The organism is Streptomyces sp. NPDC048644 (genome assembly GCF_043199105.1).
In the GTDB taxonomy this organism is placed as follows: domain Bacteria; phylum Actinomycetota; class Actinomycetes; order Streptomycetales; family Streptomycetaceae; genus Streptomyces.
In genome coordinates this window covers 12016-27717 of record NZ_JBICVO010000005.1, presented here as the reverse complement: position 1 = coordinate 27717, position 15702 = coordinate 12016, and the positions used below count along the sequence as shown (strand labels likewise).

General features: G+C 70.3%; 17 protein-coding genes and 1 tRNA gene. 12 read left to right on the top strand and 6 right to left on the bottom strand.

What is annotated here, in order from left to right; genetic code table 11:
- The first annotated feature begins 42 nt into the window (after positions 1 to 42).
- Together ACGFNI_RS12525 and ACGFNI_RS12520 are read left to right on the top strand one after the other, a co-directional pair.
- A tRNA-Leu gene (locus ACGFNI_RS12525) sits at positions 43 to 124 on the top strand.
- A 393-nt stretch (positions 125 to 517) separates the two neighbouring features.
- The gene (locus ACGFNI_RS12520) at positions 518 to 1609 is read left to right on the top strand and encodes a trypsin-like serine peptidase (protein WP_393683115.1); all 1092 of its coding nucleotides are present in this window, start codon (positions 518 to 520) and stop codon (positions 1607 to 1609) included.
- 162 nt (positions 1610 to 1771) lie between these two features.
- Here ACGFNI_RS12520 and ACGFNI_RS12515 read toward each other — a convergent pair whose 3' ends face one another.
- Together ACGFNI_RS12515 and ACGFNI_RS12510 are read right to left on the bottom strand one after the other, a co-directional pair.
- Positions 1772 to 1993 (bottom strand): DUF2180 family protein, encoded by a 222-nt coding sequence (locus ACGFNI_RS12515; RefSeq protein WP_393683113.1) that lies wholly within the window; start codon positions 1991 to 1993, stop codon positions 1772 to 1774.
- A gap of 32 nt (positions 1994 to 2025) precedes the next feature.
- On the bottom strand, positions 2026 to 3117 hold the full coding sequence (locus ACGFNI_RS12510) for a LysR family transcriptional regulator (protein WP_393683111.1): 1092 nt from the start codon (positions 3115 to 3117) through the stop codon (positions 2026 to 2028).
- A 713-nt stretch (positions 3118 to 3830) separates the two neighbouring features.
- Here ACGFNI_RS12510 and ACGFNI_RS12505 point away from each other — a divergent pair.
- From ACGFNI_RS12505 to ACGFNI_RS12465, 9 genes are all read left to right on the top strand, one after another.
- On the top strand, positions 3831 to 4736 hold the full coding sequence (locus ACGFNI_RS12505) for a diiron oxygenase (RefSeq protein ID WP_393683109.1): 906 nt from the start codon (positions 3831 to 3833) through the stop codon (positions 4734 to 4736).
- Entirely contained in the window at positions 4733 to 5563 is an 831-nt protein-coding gene (locus tag ACGFNI_RS12500; protein ID WP_393683108.1) for a hypothetical protein, read from the top strand. Before ACGFNI_RS12505 ends, ACGFNI_RS12500 begins: the two co-directional genes overlap by 4 nt.
- An 11-nt stretch (positions 5564 to 5574) precedes the next feature.
- Positions 5575 to 5988, top strand: a complete 414-nt coding sequence (locus tag ACGFNI_RS12495; protein ID WP_393683107.1) for a holo-ACP synthase — start codon at positions 5575 to 5577, stop codon at positions 5986 to 5988.
- Positions 5960 to 6199 (top strand): acyl carrier protein, encoded by a 240-nt coding sequence (locus tag ACGFNI_RS12490; protein ID WP_393683105.1) that lies wholly within the window; start codon positions 5960 to 5962, stop codon positions 6197 to 6199. The genes ACGFNI_RS12495 and ACGFNI_RS12490 overlap by 29 nt, the downstream gene beginning before the upstream one ends.
- Positions 6199 to 6669: a MaoC family dehydratase gene (locus ACGFNI_RS12485; protein WP_393683103.1), complete on the top strand. Its 471-nt coding sequence runs from the start codon at positions 6199 to 6201 to the stop codon at positions 6667 to 6669. The genes ACGFNI_RS12490 and ACGFNI_RS12485 overlap by 1 nt, the downstream gene beginning before the upstream one ends.
- 31 nt (positions 6670 to 6700) lie before the next feature.
- Positions 6701 to 7519, top strand: coding sequence for an SAM-dependent methyltransferase (locus ACGFNI_RS12480; protein WP_393683102.1), 819 nt, complete (start codon positions 6701 to 6703; stop codon positions 7517 to 7519).
- Positions 7520 to 7630: 111 nt separating this feature from the next.
- A complete protein-coding gene (locus ACGFNI_RS12475; RefSeq protein ID WP_393683100.1) occupies positions 7631 to 8413 on the top strand; it encodes an MBL fold metallo-hydrolase in 783 nt (260 codons plus the stop codon).
- Positions 8414 to 8525: 112 nt separating this feature from the next.
- Positions 8526 to 9779: a CynX/NimT family MFS transporter gene (locus ACGFNI_RS12470; RefSeq protein ID WP_393683098.1), complete on the top strand. Its 1254-nt coding sequence runs from the start codon at positions 8526 to 8528 to the stop codon at positions 9777 to 9779.
- Positions 9780 to 9992: 213 nt separating this feature from the next.
- On the top strand, positions 9993 to 10859 hold the full coding sequence (locus tag ACGFNI_RS12465) for a Bax inhibitor-1/YccA family protein (protein WP_393683096.1): 867 nt from the start codon (positions 9993 to 9995) through the stop codon (positions 10857 to 10859).
- 100 nt (positions 10860 to 10959) lie between these two features.
- On the opposite strand, the gene ACGFNI_RS12460 is transcribed toward ACGFNI_RS12465, so the two are convergent.
- Complete coding sequence (locus ACGFNI_RS12460; protein ID WP_393683094.1) at positions 10960 to 11187, bottom strand: DUF4287 domain-containing protein; 228 nt, start codon at positions 11185 to 11187, stop codon at positions 10960 to 10962.
- 97 nt (positions 11188 to 11284) lie between these two features.
- On the opposite strand from ACGFNI_RS12460, the gene ACGFNI_RS12455 reads away from it, so the two are divergent.
- Complete coding sequence (locus ACGFNI_RS12455; RefSeq protein WP_393683092.1) at positions 11285 to 11605, top strand: hypothetical protein; 321 nt, start codon at positions 11285 to 11287, stop codon at positions 11603 to 11605.
- 22 nt (positions 11606 to 11627) lie between these two features.
- On the opposite strand, the gene ACGFNI_RS12450 is transcribed toward ACGFNI_RS12455, so the two are convergent.
- The 3 genes from ACGFNI_RS12450 to ACGFNI_RS12440 form a co-directional block, all read right to left on the bottom strand.
- A complete protein-coding gene (locus ACGFNI_RS12450) occupies positions 11628 to 12557 on the bottom strand; it encodes a hypothetical protein (protein ID WP_393683090.1) in 930 nt (309 codons plus the stop codon).
- Positions 12558 to 13175: 618 nt separating this feature from the next.
- The gene (locus tag ACGFNI_RS12445; protein WP_393683088.1) at positions 13176 to 14396 is read right to left on the bottom strand and encodes an acetyl-CoA C-acetyltransferase; all 1221 of its coding nucleotides are present in this window, start codon (positions 14394 to 14396) and stop codon (positions 13176 to 13178) included.
- Positions 14397 to 14590: 194 nt separating this feature from the next.
- Complete coding sequence (locus ACGFNI_RS12440) at positions 14591 to 15604, bottom strand: SGNH/GDSL hydrolase family protein (RefSeq protein WP_393683086.1); 1014 nt, start codon at positions 15602 to 15604, stop codon at positions 14591 to 14593.
- Positions 15605 to 15702 lie beyond the last annotated feature (98 nt).

The following is a 15702-nucleotide window of genomic DNA, read 5'->3' as shown; positions in this document are numbered from 1 at the left end:
ACGCTCGTGCTGCCCTCTTTGAGGTGTCGTGGGGGAGCCCAGGCCCGGATGGTGGAATGCAGACACGGCGAGCTTAAACCTCGCTGGCCTTCGGGCCGTGCCGGTTCAAGTCCGGCTCCGGGCACTGCCCAGTACATACCGCCTGACCTGCACAAACAGCTGGATGCCTGCCCCGCTCCCGTGCCCTTGGGAGCACCGTGGGAGCACCGGGCCCCTTTTCTTCCGCCGGGCGGGCGCGTATCCAAGAGGAATCCGGGCCGGAAATGTCACCGGGTACCGGGGCAAGTGGCGGGATGACGGTATCCGGGAAGCCCATCGGCAGTGCGGGACCTTTGATTCCGGGCATCCCGCCGGGATCTACGGGGAAGCCGTCAACGCCGTTCGGCCGGTACCGGCCACCAGGATGGGTGAAGGGCCCGGGTGTTCAGGAACGACTTCTTCACCGGCCCGTTCCCGGCTCAAGCTTTGCTGACCACTTCCTGACAGCTTTCTGACCCCTGGTCCATACTCTCCGCGCATGACCACACTCTTCGACCGCGCAGGCGGTCAGCAGCGCCCGGCAGGCAGGCAGCTACGACGTACGGCGGCTCTGGCCGTGACGGTCTTCGCCCTGGGGACGGCACTGCCGGCACCCGCGTCGGCCGCGCCGTCGGGCCCGCGGCCCGCGACCGCACCCGCCGAAGTGGCCGTCCACGACCAGGCGGTCGGCGAAGCCGACCAGAAGGCCGTACTCGACTACTGGACGCCGCAGCGGATCGCGGCGCTGAACGGGAAGCCGTCGGACAACCCGCCCAGGAGCGGGCCCGACGGTGCGCCGTGGACCAGCGGGAGTGCCCTGACCCGGACGGTCGGCCGGCTCTTCTTCACCGATCACGGCGAGGACAGCAGCTGCACCGCCACCGTCGTCGACAGCGCCAACGGCAGCACCGTGGTGACGGCGGGGCACTGCGTGAACAACGGCAACCTCCTCGGCGAGGACAACCAGTGGTCGACGCACATGATGTTCGTCCCCGGGTACCACGACGGTGCGGCGCCCTACGGGAAGTTCGTCGGCCGCCTCGGGGTCGCGGCTGCCACCTGGCTGAAGAACGACGCGCAGCACTCGGAGAAGTTCGACGGGTACGACCAGGCGTTCGTGGTGCTGAACCGGGACGCGCAGGGCGGGCGGCTCCAGGACGTGGTCGGTGCCGCACAGAAGATCGGGCTCGACGAGCCGGGCGACCGTCCGGTGTACCAGTTCGGATATCCGCGCGCGGCCTCGGACCCGGCGCGCGAAGGGCTCCCGGAGTACACCGGAGCGCGGCTCGCGTACTGCACCGGTCAGGCCAAGGAATACCCGGGCACCCCGGACTGGCCGGAGCCGAAGGATCAGTGGGGCACCGCGTGTGTGATGGGCGGCGGCTCCAGCGGGGGCCCGCGGATAGCCGGCTTCGACCCGAAGTCGGGTCTTGGCACGGTGGTCGGCGACAACACCACGAGCGGCTTCTTCGACAGCGCAGGCCAGGTCTGCGCCGACGACGCCCCGGGCTGCGTCCGGCACCTCGTCGGCCCGCAGTTCACTTCGGACGTCACCGGGCCGCTCTACGAACGCGCCCAGCGGACGACCTGACCGGGCCGCCGGCCAGGGGGCACCGGCCGGGCGGCTTCGTCAGCTCGGGCGTGTCCTTCTCCGGGGGCGCCGCGGCAAGGGCCTGACGTGGCGCCCCCGGAGCATGCTGAACGTTCCGTAGTGGTGCGGGAGTTGGGCCGGGACCGCCACCCGCACCGGACCCTAGGCGGCGGGCAGGCCGGTCGACTGGGCGGTGTGGCAGGTGGCGCAGAGGAGCTGCCGGGCCGGGGCGGGGCCGTGGGCGACGCCCATGCCGTTCAGGCGGTGGACCACCGGGCGGGTCATGTGGAGGTGGTCGGGGCAGAGGCCGGAGCCGCAGCAGTGGCACATGGCGACCGCGGAGGTCTCGGCCTTTTCGGAGGCATGACAGTCGTAGCAGTTCATTGAAGTTCTCCTTCCGGTGCGGGCGGGGTGGCTTACGGGCGGGCGCGGGGCCGCGGTACGGGAGCGTGGCCGGTGTCCTGATGGGCCGGCCGGTCCCGGTGGCCCGCCGCCGCCCGCGCGGCGTCCGCGGAGGCGGTCCGTAGCGGTGGCGGGGCCTGTGCTCCGCGGACGACGGCGCCGGTCGCCCTCCGCACCAGGGAGCCGAGGTCCGCGCCGGGCGCGCTCCCGACCCGGCGGCACGCGGCGATGAACCGTGCCGCCAGCTCCTGGTCATGGCGCCAGACCACGGCGATGTCCGTCCGTAGCCCTGGCGGCGCCAGCGGGCGGACGCGCAGATCCGCGCTGAGGCTCAGCCACTCGGCGATCCCGCGGTCCATGTACGACATGCCGGCGCCGGAGCCCACGGCGGCGGCGAGGTTGATGTAGTCGGGCTCCTCCCATGCGACCTGGGGGGAGCGTTCCCGCCGGATGGCGTCCAGGACCGTGTCGTAGAGCCCGGGGGCCTGCGGTCTGGGCCACATGAGGAGCGGAAGGTCCTGGTCCGTTTTCCCTTCCGCCGCGCGGCCCGCCGCCTCGCTCCCCGGGAGCACCTTGACGATCTCCGAGTCGCCCACCACGGAAAGCCGCAGGTCGTCCGCCTCGACGGGCGGCCTGACGAAGGCGAAGTCGACCTGGCCCGCGCGCACCAGGCCGATGTTCCGTTCCGACCAGCCGGATTCGACGGAGACCGGAGCGGTGTTGCGTGCGCGGAACTCCGCGACCATCTCCCGCTGGAGCAGGGCGTGTCCCGAGAGGCTGAAGGCGACCCGTATCGGGCGCCGGTGCCCCGCGGCTGCGTCCTTGATCCGGGCCCTGATCGCGTAGGTGCGTTGCAGGAGCAGCGGTGCTTCCTCCTGGAGCGCCTCGCCCGGAGGGGTCAGTGACATCCGGCGGCTGCCGCGGCTCAGCAGCTTGGCGCCCAACTCCTCCTCCAGCACCTTCATTTGATGGGAAAGGGTGGGCTGGCTCACCTGGCAGCGCTGGGCCGCCCTCCCCAAGTGAAGTTCATCGGCCACGACGACGAAGTACTCCAGCCGGCGCAGTAAACCGGAGAAGTTCGGTGCGGATCCCCCGTCATCTTTCATGTGTATGGCCTCCCGCCTCGACAGCTCGGAGCGGTCGTCCCCATGCCCTGTCGTGCATGACGCCCCCGAGGGCGCGGACCGCTAACAAGGTATCCACATTACGAAAAAACCTTTCCACAGATGGTCAGGAGTCTAGCTGTATTAGACAGAGTCCAGTCAAGGACTCAGTCCAGTCAACTCCTTACCCTCCGGGGTGAGTTGGAGGGGATGGCTCCACTTTCCCGATGGTTCGGCGTCCGGCTCCGGTGCAGGGTCCGGGCCCGGTGCCGATACCCACACCTTGAGCGCCCCGCGGCGCACTCGCCGCCGCATGTCGGCCAACTTCGTGCCCCCGGCATACCGCCGCGTGATGTGACACACGTCATATTTTGCGCGGCGAAAAGTCGTTCGACCTGCCCTCTTGGCGATCGTCTATGGAGCTATAGAGCGGATTTATTGGACTGTTCGAGACACCCCATGGAACTGTCGCTGTCGCAAGCATGGGCCGAGTGCCGCCGGGCATTCCGCTGCAAAGTCATCGGACGGGGGACTTCAATGACGGGCGTATCGAGCGGGTAGCTCGCCGCCGAGTGCACGGTGTGCCGGCTTCCGCATGGGTAATTTCTGCGGCCAGGTGAATCACCACAGCAGGCAGTGCTTCCTTTCATTCCAGAGTCTGATCCGTCCTTCCAGACTGTCGTCCCAAGGGTAATTCCCCGAGCGCAGGAGGTAAGATGATCGGAGAGTTGATCAGTAAGGACGATCGATTCCAGGGGATCCTGGAGCGTCTGAATCGCAAGTCGGTCGAGGACTACTACAACCCCTACCGGATGTTCGACTGGCCGGATTCCCTGCCGGAGAACCGGTGGTGGATGAGTCCTCAGCTCACCACCACGTACGGGACCGACGTTGCCGCCGAATTGGACCAGGAGCAGCTCCACCGCCTGTCCAAGTGCGAGAGCATCAACTTCTACAGCCTCAATGTGGACGGAATCCGTGAGCTCATTGTCGAGGTGACCCGGCGCATTCACACCCGGGGCTTCGAAATTCCGTCGGAGTTCTTCCACCACTTCATCGGTGAAGAGAACGAGCACATGTGGTTCTTCGCCGAGTTCTGCCTGCGCTACGGCAAGAAGATCTACCGGCAGATGGAGCCGGCGGGGGACGGGGACGCATGGCCGGAAGCCGCCAGCTTCCTGGTGTTCGTGCGCATTCTCCTCTTCGAGGAGCTGGTCGACCACTTCAACAGCACGATGGCGACCGACGAGAAACTGCACGACACGATTCGCGCGGTCAACCGGATTCACCACCAGGACGAGTCCCGGCACATCGCCTTCGGCCGTGAACTGGTCTCCCTGCTCTTCGACGACCTGAAGTCGAAGGCGTCGGAAGAACAGCTTCGCGAGATCCAGGAATACATCAAGCGCTACCTGAACTACAGCTTCCAGTCGCTGTTCAACCCGCAGGTCTACAAGGACGCCGGAATTCCCGAGCCGTTCGCCGTACGACGGCGCCTGCTGGCCTCGCCGCGCAGCGCGAAGTTCCAGCAGGAGGTGTTCCGCAAGCCCTTGAACTTCCTCACCAAGACCGGGATTCTGCAGGACCGGGACCTGACGGTCGCGGATCGGGGTGCCGCGTGACCGCGCCGATCTCGACGGCTCAGGGCGACGCGCTCACCATCCTCGACCCGGACCAGAGCGACCTGCTGCGCGAGCTGGACCGCACCATCACCCGCTGGGCCGACGAGGCCGGCGCGCGGGAAATCATTCCGCCGCCCGTCTATCCGCTCCGCGACCTGGAGAAGTTCGACGTCTACGAGAACTTCCCGCACCTGCAATTCGTCGGCGGTCCGCTGGACGTGACAGGTACCCCGCCGAAGCCGGTGGACGGCGCCTTCGCACCCGGCGATGTCGACCCCCCGTTCCTCGGGCTGCCGCACTCCACCTGCTACGGCGCCTATCTCTACGCCGAGAACCGGGCGGTGGCTCCCGACACCACCCTCACTCTCATCAACCGCTGCTTCCGCAACGAGGACAAGTACGAAGGGCTGCGGCGGCTGCTCAGCTTCCAGATGAGAGAAATCGTGGCGATCGGATCGCTGGAGCACACCCAGGAGATCAACGCCCGCTTCACCGACCGGATCGAAAGGTTCGCGAAGGACCTCGGCATCGGGCTGGTCAAGGAGGTGGCCACCGACCCGTTCTTCGAACGCGACAGTGGCCGCGCGCTCCTCCAGCGGCTCAGTCCGGTCAAACACGAATTCCAGGCCGACGGGCTGGCCATCGCTTCCGTCAACACCCACCGCAATTTCTTCGGCGAACGGTGCCACATCACCGTCGAAGGGACCGGCGAGCACGCCTACACGGGCTGCGTCGCCTTCGGCCTCGAACGGTGGCTCGCGGTCCTGAGCGACCTGTTCGACGGAGATCTCAAGCGCGCCCGCGCCGCGGTCGACGCCGCCTCGTGATCCGGGTCGGTGTGGACCTCGTCCCTCTCGCCCGGGTGCAGGCCATGGCCGAAGCGGGCGAGCGCAGCCCCCTGCACCTGATGCTCACCTCGGAGGAAGTGGAGCTGAGCCGCTTCACCACCGGGTGGGACCTGCACGGCGTCGCCGGCCGCATCGCGGCCAAGGAAGCGGTGTTCAAGCTCTTCCACGTCGCCGACCACACACTTCCCTGGCAGTCCATCGAAGTTCTGCGGACCACAGGGAAATGGCCCACCGTCCGGCTCAGCGAGCCGGCGAGCACCTGGGCCGCCGAAGCCGGCATCGAAGCCATCGACGTCAGCATTTCCCACGAAGACCAGTTCGCCGTCGCCGTCGCCGCAGGCGCGACGGGATATCCCACGGATAAGGAGACGTTCCATGCCGAGCACCACCTCGTCCAACGTTGATGCAGTGCGGAACTGGCTTCTGGCCAAGCACCCCGAGCGCGACTCCATCGCCCCGGACGAAGACCTCATCGCCGCCCGTTTCGTCGACTCGCTCTCCTTCGTCGAGTTCGTGCTGACGATCGAGGAGGCCAGTGGCGTGGAAATCGACCGCGAGGAAATCGACCTGGCCGACTTCCGGACGCTGGAGGCCATCCAGAGGAAGTTCTTCTGATGGGTCGTCTGCTCTATGCAGAGGACTACGAGAAAGGCGCCCGGCACGATCTCGGGTCGCACAAGGTCACGGCCGAGGAAATCGTCACCTTCGGCCGGACCTACGACCCGCAGCCGTACCACCTGGACGAGGAAGCCGGGCGCGCCTCGTCCTTCGGTGGCCTGATTGCCAGTGGCTGGAACACAGCGGCGATCTGGATGCGCCTGTACGTGACGACCCTGCTGCCCGACGCGGCGGCCGAGGGCACGGTCGAGGGCTCGCCCGGAGTGGACGAACTCCGCTTCCTGCACCCCGTCCGGCCGGGCGACGTACTGACCGGCACCTGCGAGATCGTCGCGTCCCTGCCGTCGCTCTCCGCGCCCGACTTCCGCATCATCCGCAACCGCGGACGCCTTCTGAACGCGGACGGAGCCGAGGTTCTCACGCTGATCCTCAACGCCCGGTTCCGTTGCCGGCCCAAGAACTCCTGACCAGAGACCACCTCGAGAAACGGAGCCAGTCATGGAGACTGTGTCCTATACGTCGCAGTGGACCGCAGCCGCCCGCGCGCTGGAAAGCGAACGGAGTGACGCGCTTTTCCAGGACCCGCTGGCCAAGCCGCTCGCCGAGCCGCGCGGGTTCGAGCTGCTCGACAAGTACGGCGGCGGCGGTCTGGTCGAGTTCGTGGCCGTCCGTACCCGCTATTTCGACGACACCATCAACGACCTCGTCGGGAAGGGCATCCGGCAGGTGGTGCTGATCGCGGCGGGCATGGACACCCGTGCCTACCGTCTGAAGCTCCCGGATGACGTCCGCGTCTACGAGGTCGACCACCAGGCCCTGATAGACGAGAAGGAAAAGCGTCTCGCCCAGCTCGGATCGCCGACGCCGACGGTCAACCTGCGGCGCGTCGGTGCGGACCTGGCGGGGGACTGGTCGCCCACGCTGCGGGCGGCGGGATTCGACCCGTCGCTGCCGACGCTGTGGGTGCCCGAGGCCCTGCTGTTCTTCCTGACCGAGGAGCAGTCCGCGACGCTGATGCGGACCTTCGCGGCCAATTCCGCCCCCGGAAGCTGGGTCACGGTGGACATCCTGAGCAAGTCGCTGCTGCGCGGCCCGGCCACCCAGATCTTCCTTTCCGCACTCAAGGAAGACGGAATTCCGTGGCTCTTCGGCACCGACGAGCCCGAGGAGTTCATGGCGGGCACCGGCTGGACCGTCCGGGAGCTCAAGGAGCCGGGCGAGCAGGGCGCCGGTGAAACCCGCTGGCCGTACGCCGTCCAGCCGCGCGACGTGAAGGGCGTGGCGCGCAACTGGCTGCTCCGCGCCGAACTCGCGTAAGCACCGCCTGTGCAGCGGCACGGCCCCCGGGGCCGTGCCGCTCTCGGCGCGTGGTCCGACCGTCCGTCCACGGCAAGCAATCATCACGAACAGCGTCGCGAGGAGCAGACCATGAGTGCAGCCGAGACCATCACACTCCGGCGGCTCGCCTGGGCCGGCGTCGAAGTGGCCGCCGGAGACCGGCGGGTGGTCATCGACCCCCTCAAGAACACCGCGGACCTCGCGGGCTTCCAGGGACTGCCGAAGCGGCCCCTGCCCGACATCGAGGCTCCCCCCGGGGTGCGCACCCACGCCGTCATCACCCACATCCACCCCGACCACTGCGACCGGGAACTGCTCGCCGGCATCGCCGCCGACGACGGCGGCACCGTGGGCTGCCACACCCCGATCGTCGGCACCCTGGACCGGATGGGGGTGACCGCCACCCCGCAGGACATGGGCGAGCGGCGGCAGATCGGGCGGTTCACCACCATCCCGGTGGCCTCCCACGACTGGCGCGGCGACGACCAGGTCGCCTGGATCGTCGAGACCGACGGCCTGCGCGTCATCCACTTCGGCGACACCATCTGGCACGGCCGGTGGTGGCAGATCGCGAAGGACCACGGCCCCTTCGACGTCGCGTTCCTGCCGATCGCCGGGGTGCTGACCCAGCGCGAGGGCTTCACCCCCACCAACCAGCCCGCCACGCTCACCCCGGAACAGGCCGTCGAAGCCGCGGTCGTACTCGGGGCGAAGACCGCCTGCGCGATCCACTACGAGCTGTTCGACAACCCGCCGTACTACGCCGAGCAGGACGACGTACGGGGGCGTTTCCTGCGGGCCGCCAAGGCCAGAGGCGTGCACGCCGTCGCCCCCGGCGACGGGGAACCCGTGCCGTTCACCGCCGCCGCCTGACGACAGCACCCCGCTCGCCCGCCGGGCCGTCCCTCCGGTCACCCCGCCTCCCCGGCGTCGATCGGAGGGACGGCCCGGCGGTGCGCACCCCCGCACCCCGGAAGGACCGCTCGTGACCCCACCCCCTGAACCGGAAGCCCCCGCCACGCCGCCCCGGGCAGCGGCCGACCTGACCGCCGAGCCCGCCCCCGGCACGCCCCGCAGCGGGCGCCACCTGATCTGGTACGCGCTGGCGGTGCTGCTGGTCGGGATCAACATGCGGCCCGCCATCGTGGCGGTCTCCCCGCTGCTGGACGAGATCCGGCACGTCACCGGCCTGTCCAACGGCGGCGCCGGCGTGCTGTCGACGCTGCCGCTGATCTGCTTCGGCATCTTCGCGCCGCTCGCGCCCCGGCTGTCCCGCCGCTGGGGCATGGAACGCACCCTGGTCGCGGTGCTCGCGGTGCTGCTGGCCGGCACCGCGGTGCGCCTCGTCCCGGAACTGTTCCCCCTGTTCGCCGGATCGTTCCTGGTCGGCACCGCGGTGGCCGTCGCGAACGTCGTCATCACCGCGCTGATCAAGCGGGACTTCCCCGACCGGGTCGGGCTGATGTCGGGGCTGCACACCACCATGCTGGTCGGCGGCGGCGCGGTCGCGGCGGCCACCACCGTCCCGCTGCGGGACGCGCTGCCGCTGTCCTGGGCAGGCGGCCTCGCCGTCTGGGGCGTCCTGGCACTGGCGGCGCTGGTGGTGTGGGTGCCACGGCTGCGGCGCGGACGGGAGCAGCCGCCGGTTCAGGTGCACGAGGGCGGTTCGATCTGGCGCTCCAAGCTGGCCTGGGCGGTCGCCCTGTTCTACGCGTTCCAGTCGCTGCTGTACTACACCGCGACCACCTGGCTGCCGTCGTTCTACATCGACCACGGCTACACCGAAGGCGGCGCCGGGGTGCTGCTGGCGGTCTGCATGGGCTCCGCCGTGGTCACGTCGGTCCTGGTGCCGGTGTGGGCGCAGCGCTCCTCACAGCAGAGCTACCTGGCGATATGGGGCACCGTCCTGTGCGTCGCCGCCTTCATCGGCCTGATCGCGGCGCCGACCGGAGCGGCGGTGCTGTGGGCCGCGGTGCTGGGTCTCGGCCTGGGAGCCGTGCTCTCCCTGGGCATCACCTACATGTCGATGTGCGCCCGCACCACACACGAGGCGGGGCTGCTGTCGGCGATGTCCCAGTGCGTGGGCTACCTGCTGGCGGCCGTCGGCCCCACCGCGTTCGGCGCCGCCCGCGACCTGACCGGCGCATGGACCGCGGGGCTGATCGCTCTGGTGGTCCTGTCGGTGCCGATGGGTCTGACGGGAGCGCTCGCCGGGCGCGGCGGACACCTCGCACGCTGAGGCGCGTCCACCCCGCTCCGCGCCGCCTCCGCCCGGGGGCGGCGCACCGCGGCCCCGGCCCCGGGCACCTTTGCGGGCTCCCGTACGTACTCCTCGTGGCGTAGATACGCCCCTGGAAATCAGGGGAAGATCCTGCCCAAGAAGTAGCTGAGTGTCTTTGCCAGGCCATTACCCTGAGGGGAAGGCCGCGCAGGGCGGCCATGGAGGAGTGAGATGAGGAGCAGCAACCCGGTCTTCTCGCGACGGGGGTTCAGCCGCGACACCGGCTACGCGGGCTTCAACGCGCCGCCGCAGGCCGGGGCCCCCGCAGCCGATCCGTACGCAGGAACCAACCCGTACGCCCAGGGCACGAACAACCCGTACGCCCAGGGCGCGCCGCAGGCCGCCACCCAGGCGCCGCCGCAGTACACGCCGCAGACCCGCCCGATGACGATGGACGACGTCGTCGCGCGCACCGCCATGACGCTCGGCACGGTCATCGCGGGCGCCACCGTCGGCTGGCTCTTCCTGACCGAGCAGCTCGGCTTCGCCATCGGCGCCGGCCTGGTCGCGATGGTGCTGGGCTTCGTCCAGTCGTTCAAGCGCAAGCCGTCGCCCGCGCTGATCCTGTCGTACGCGGCGCTGGAGGGCCTGTTCCTCGGCGCTCTCAGCGGGTTCATCAACGACCTGCCGAAGATGAACGGCGCGCCGATGCAGGCGGTGCTGGGCACCATGGCGGTGTTCGTCACCATGCTCGTCGCCTACAAGACGCGGATCGTCCGGGTCACCGCCCGCTTCACCCGCTTCGTGATGATCGCGGCCATGGGCTTCGTGCTCCTGTCGCTGGTCAACTGCCTGTTCATGGTGTTCGGCGGCGGGGACGGCCTCGGCTTCCGCAGCGGCGGCATGGGCATCCTGTTCGGCCTGGTGGGTGTGGTGCTCGGCGCGCTGTTCCTGGCGCTGGACTTCAAGCAGGTCGAGGACGGCGTCGCCTACGGCGCCCCGCGTGAGGAGTCCTGGCTGGCGGCGTTCGGCCTGACCCTCACCCTGGTGTGGATCTACATGGAGATGCTGCGCCTGATCTCGATCCTCCGGGACTGATCCGGCGGACCGCGCCCCCGGTGACGGGGAGCCGCAGCGCACGGAAGGCCCCGCGGGCAACTGCCCGCGGGGCCTTCGGCGTTCTGCTCCCGGCGTGGGCTCAGCGCTTGCGGGCGGCGCGCCTGAGGTCGTGCTCGTGGACGATCGCCTTGGCGTGCCCGTACGCGAGCTGGTGCTCACCGCGCAGCCAGCTGACTCTTTCGTCGAAGCGGAAGAGTGCGGGGCCTTCATCGACGGTGCGCAGCCATTCGGAGATTTCCCGGCCGGTGCAGTGCGGGATGCGGGAGAGCAGATTCCGGTGGGTTTCTTCGGAGAACATCTGAGACATCGGCGCCTCCGGACGCGTTCGATGCTGGTCTTCAGCACACCGTGCCTGAGGGTTCGGGTGTTGGCAACCACCTGTGGGTGGCGCATAGGCTCAAGCCGTGCTTGACGTAACGCCTTTGCAGAATGCCGTGGACGCCTTCGCCGACCGCCTCAGGTCGCTGCCGCAGAGCACGCTCGGCCGCGGTGCCGCGGCCGAAGCGCTCGCCCTCGCACGGGAGTTGGCCGACCGCGCGCAGCGCATCGAGACCCCGCAGCGGGAGCCGTACGCGCTGCCGGACGCCGGGATGTTCGCGGTCGGCGACCAGCTCGCGGTGGCCGGGCACGACCTGGCCGAGGCGCTGCGGAACACGAGCGCGGCCCCCGCCGGTGAACTGGCGGAGGCCGTACGGAAGGTGCGGGAGACGGCGGGGCGCTGGTAGCGCCGGAAGTGGCCGGACCGTGTCAGAGCGAGGCGATGACGCGGTCGGCCAGGATGTAGACGCGTCGTTGCCTGCCCTCGCCCCAGGCGAAGGTGAGCGCGTAGGCGCCCGAGATGCCGGAGCCGCCCAGCAGGACCGGGGTGTGGCCGTCGCGCAGGGCGTCCGCCACGCTCTCCGACGTCTCGCGGTGCCCCGGTGTCAGGCACAGCGTGGTGCCGTCGGTGAAGACGTAGACGTCCAGGGTGCCCAGCGGCCCCGGCCGCACATCGGCGAGCGGGACGCTGTGATCGGCCAGCTCTTCGAGGCGTGCGACGGTGCGCTCGTGATCGCCGACCACCGGGACGGGGGAGAAGTCCGGATGCGAGGGGTGCCGGCGGCGGGCGGCGGCCAGCTCGGCGGACTCGCCCTCGTCGGCCGGCTCCCACTCCGTGGCGTCCAGGGACTCCAGGGCGTCGATGGGCTCCAGCGAGGTGAACGGCTCCAGCGAGGCGAACGGCTCCAGGCCCGCCAGGTCCGCCTGGCGGGGCAGGAACGGCTGGTTGTCGAAGTGGTCCAGGTCGAGCCGGTCGGCGAACTCACGCTGCTCGGTCCGCGCGTCCAGCGGGCCCTCGTCGCCGATGCCGGTCAGGCCGCCCAGCAGCGACGGGGTGTCGGCGGCGTCCCTGGCCTCCTGCGCGGCCCAGAACGCGCGGGCCTCGGCCAGTTCGCGCTCCCGCTCGTCGGCGAGCGCTTCGGCGACCGCCGCCCGTATGTCGGCCAGCGGCGTCTGTGCCGCCGGGGCCGGCCGGGCGGCCGGGATCAGTCCTTCGGTGGCGGCGCTCCGGGTGGCGGTCAGCTCGGCGCGCAGCTCGGTGAGCTGCCGGCGCAGCGCGCGGACGGTGTGCAGCGCCGCGGCCCCCAGCGCCACGGCGACTCCCGCGGCCAGGAGCAGGGCGACGGTGGTGACGCTCATGCGTCCTCCCCGCTTCGCTCGGCGGCCCCGTATGCGCGGGTCGCGTGCCTGTCGATGGTCAGCCCCCGGCCGACGGCCGCGGGGACCTCCTTGCTGCGCTCGCTCACTGGCGTACTCCTGATAGCAGAATGTCCCTCGACTTCTACATCAGCCTGCCGGTCGTCGGCGACCGTTCCCAGTGCGCTATGTCCCGAAATGGAGGGGGCTTAGGGCCTCATGCGGACGGGTGACCCCTCGCTGACCTGCAAGAACCAGATTTACCCGGGGCGTTGGTCACAATCCTGGCGGTGATTGGGTCGCGATCTTGTCACCGGGTGACCCATGTCACCAGGAATCGCTGTACGTACCCGCGCGACGCCGAAGGGTGCGCGGAGAACGGGAGTTGACCCGCCCCGGCGCACCCTCGGCCGCTACCAGCCCAGCTCAGCCGCTCGTGCCTGTGGTCGCGCTGAGCTTCGCCTCCGCTGCGGGCAGGTGCCGCCCTCCTCCGTCGGGCGACCCCTACCCTCCGCTGCGGCTCAGCTCAGCCGCTCGTGCCCGTGGTCGCGCTGCGCTTCGCCTCCGCTGCGGGCAGGTGCCGCCCTCCTCCGTCGGGCGACCCCTACCCTCCGCTGCGGCTCAGCTCAGCCGCTCGATGACCATCGCCATCCCCTGGCCGCCGCCCACGCACATCGTCTCCAGGCCGAACTGCTTGTCGTGCCACTGAAGGGAGTTGATGAGGGTGGTGGTGATGCGGGCGCCCGTCATGCCGAAGGGGTGGCCGACGGCGATGGCGCCGCCGTTGACGTTCAGCCGGTCCAGGTCGATGCCCAGATCGCGGTAGGAGGGGATCACCTGGGCGGCGAACGCCTCGTTGATCTCGACCAGGTCGATGTCGGAGACGCCGAGGCCGGCGCGCCGGAGCGCCTGCTTGCTGGCATCGACCGGGCCGTAGCCCATGATCTCGGGGGACAGTCCGGAGACGCCGGTGGAGACGATCCGGGCCAGCGGGGTCAGACCCAGCTCGCGCGCCTTGGTGTCGGACATGACGACCAGGGCCGCGGCGCCGTCGTTCAGCGGGCAGCAGTTGCCCGCGGTCACCAGGCCGTCAGGGCGGAACACCGGCTTGAGGCCGGCGACGCCCTCGACGGTGACGCCGGCGCGCGGGCCGTCGTCCTTGGCGACGACCGTGCCGTCGGGGAGCGTGACGGGCGTGATCTCCCGCTCCCAGAAGCCGTTCTTGATGGCCTGCTCGGCGAGGTTCTGGGAGCGGACGCCGAACTCGTCCATGTCCTGGCGGGTGACGCCCTTGAGGCGGGCGAGGTTCTCCGCGGTCTGGCCCATGGCGATGTACGCGTCGGGGACCAGGCCGTCCTCGCGCGGGTCGTGCCAGCCGGCGCCCTCCTGCTCCGCGCGGGACGCGGTGCGGGACTCGGCGTCGGCGAAGAGCGGGTTGTGGGTGCCAGGCATGCCGTCGGAGCTGCCGTTGACGGAACGGGAGACGGTCTCGACACCCGCCGAGATGAAGACGTCGCCCTCGCCCGCCTTGATGGCGTGCAGCGCCATGCGGGTCGTCTGGAGGGAGGAGGAGCAGTAGCGGGTGACGGTGCAGCCCGGCAGGTGGTCCATCCCCATCTGGACGGCCACGATCCGGCCGAGGTTGTGGCCCTGCTCGCCGCCGGGCAGGCCGCAGCCGAGCATCAGGTCGTCGATGTCGGCCGGATCCAGCTCGGGCACCTTGGCCAGCGCGGCCTGGACGATGTGCGCGGTCAGGTCGTCGGGCCGCAGCTCCTTGAGCGACCCCTTGAAGGCGCGGCCGATCGGAGAGCGGGTGGCTGAGACGATCACGGCTTCGGGCATCACGGCTCCATGGGGTCGAGAGGGTGCGGTCGAGCGGGTGCTGGGCGTACCGGAGGCGCGGCGGCCCCGTCGCGGCGTCCGGCAGAGACTGTGAGGGAAGTTACCGGTACGTACCGCAGAGGTCACGGGGTGCGTGCTGTGATGCGGGACTCTTTTCTAAGCGAGCGCTTATGCAGGGGTGGGGCCCGCACGGGTCACGGGGCGACCGGCGGCTGGTCCGTCTCCTCGGTCGACGGCAGCCGGCGCCGCCTGCGGTGCTTGAGCAGTGCCCACGGCGCACGGGTGGCGGCGACCTCCGTACCGCCCTCGGACGCGGCCTGGGCGGCGGCCTGCTCGACGGGCAGGATGCCCTCGCGCCTGGCCTCCTCCGGGCGCTCGCTCTCCGGCCACAGGCCGAGCGAGGCGCACAGCGTGGGCAGCACGGCCATCGCGGCGGTGGCGTAGCCCTCCGCCGACGGGTGGTAGTTGTCGGGCCCGAACAGCTCCCGCGGACGCGCCTCGAACTCGGGGCCCAGCAGGTCGCCCAGCGAGACCGTACGGCCGCCGCTCTCGACCACCCCGATCGTCTGCGCCGCCGCGAGCTGCCGGGACAGCCGCCTGGCCACCCAGCGCAGCGGCTGGTAGACCGGCTCGATGGTCCCCATGTCGGGGCAGGTGCCGACGACCACCTCGCAGCCCGCAGCGCGCAGCCTGCGCACCGCGTCCGACAGATGGCGGACCGAGCGGGCCATCGGCATCCGGTGGGTGACGTCATTGGCGCCGATCATGATGACGCAGACGTCGGGTGCCTCGGTGCCATCCCCGAGCAGCAGGCCCACCTGGCGTTCCAGGTCGTCGGACTGGGCGCCGGGCAGCGCGACGTTGCGGAAGTCCACCGGCCGCTCGGACAGCGCGGCGAGGCCGGAGGCCAGCAGCGCGCCCGGTGTCTCGCGGGCGCGGCGCACGCCCTGTCCCGCGGCGGTGGAGTCGCCGATGAAGCCGAGCCGCAGCGGCGCCCGGTCGGTGCGGTGGCCGAAGGCGGCGCCGTAGCGGCCGTCGGCGCCCGGCGGGGTGTCCTTGGAGCCGCCGACGGTACGGCGGGCCAGCCTGACCTCGGTCAGCAGCAGCCCGGCGGCGGCCACCCCGAGCAGCCCGATCCCACTGCCGCCGAGCGCGGCGGCGGTGGCGATCCGCCGGGCCACTCTCGCCCTGGACAACGTCGTCGGCATAGGCCGGGCACCTCCCCGTGCAGTGCGTGGCGCGTCGTGTCAGGGGACGGCCGGCGCGCTTCGTGAAACGGCGGGAACTCGTACAACAAGTTGTTGCC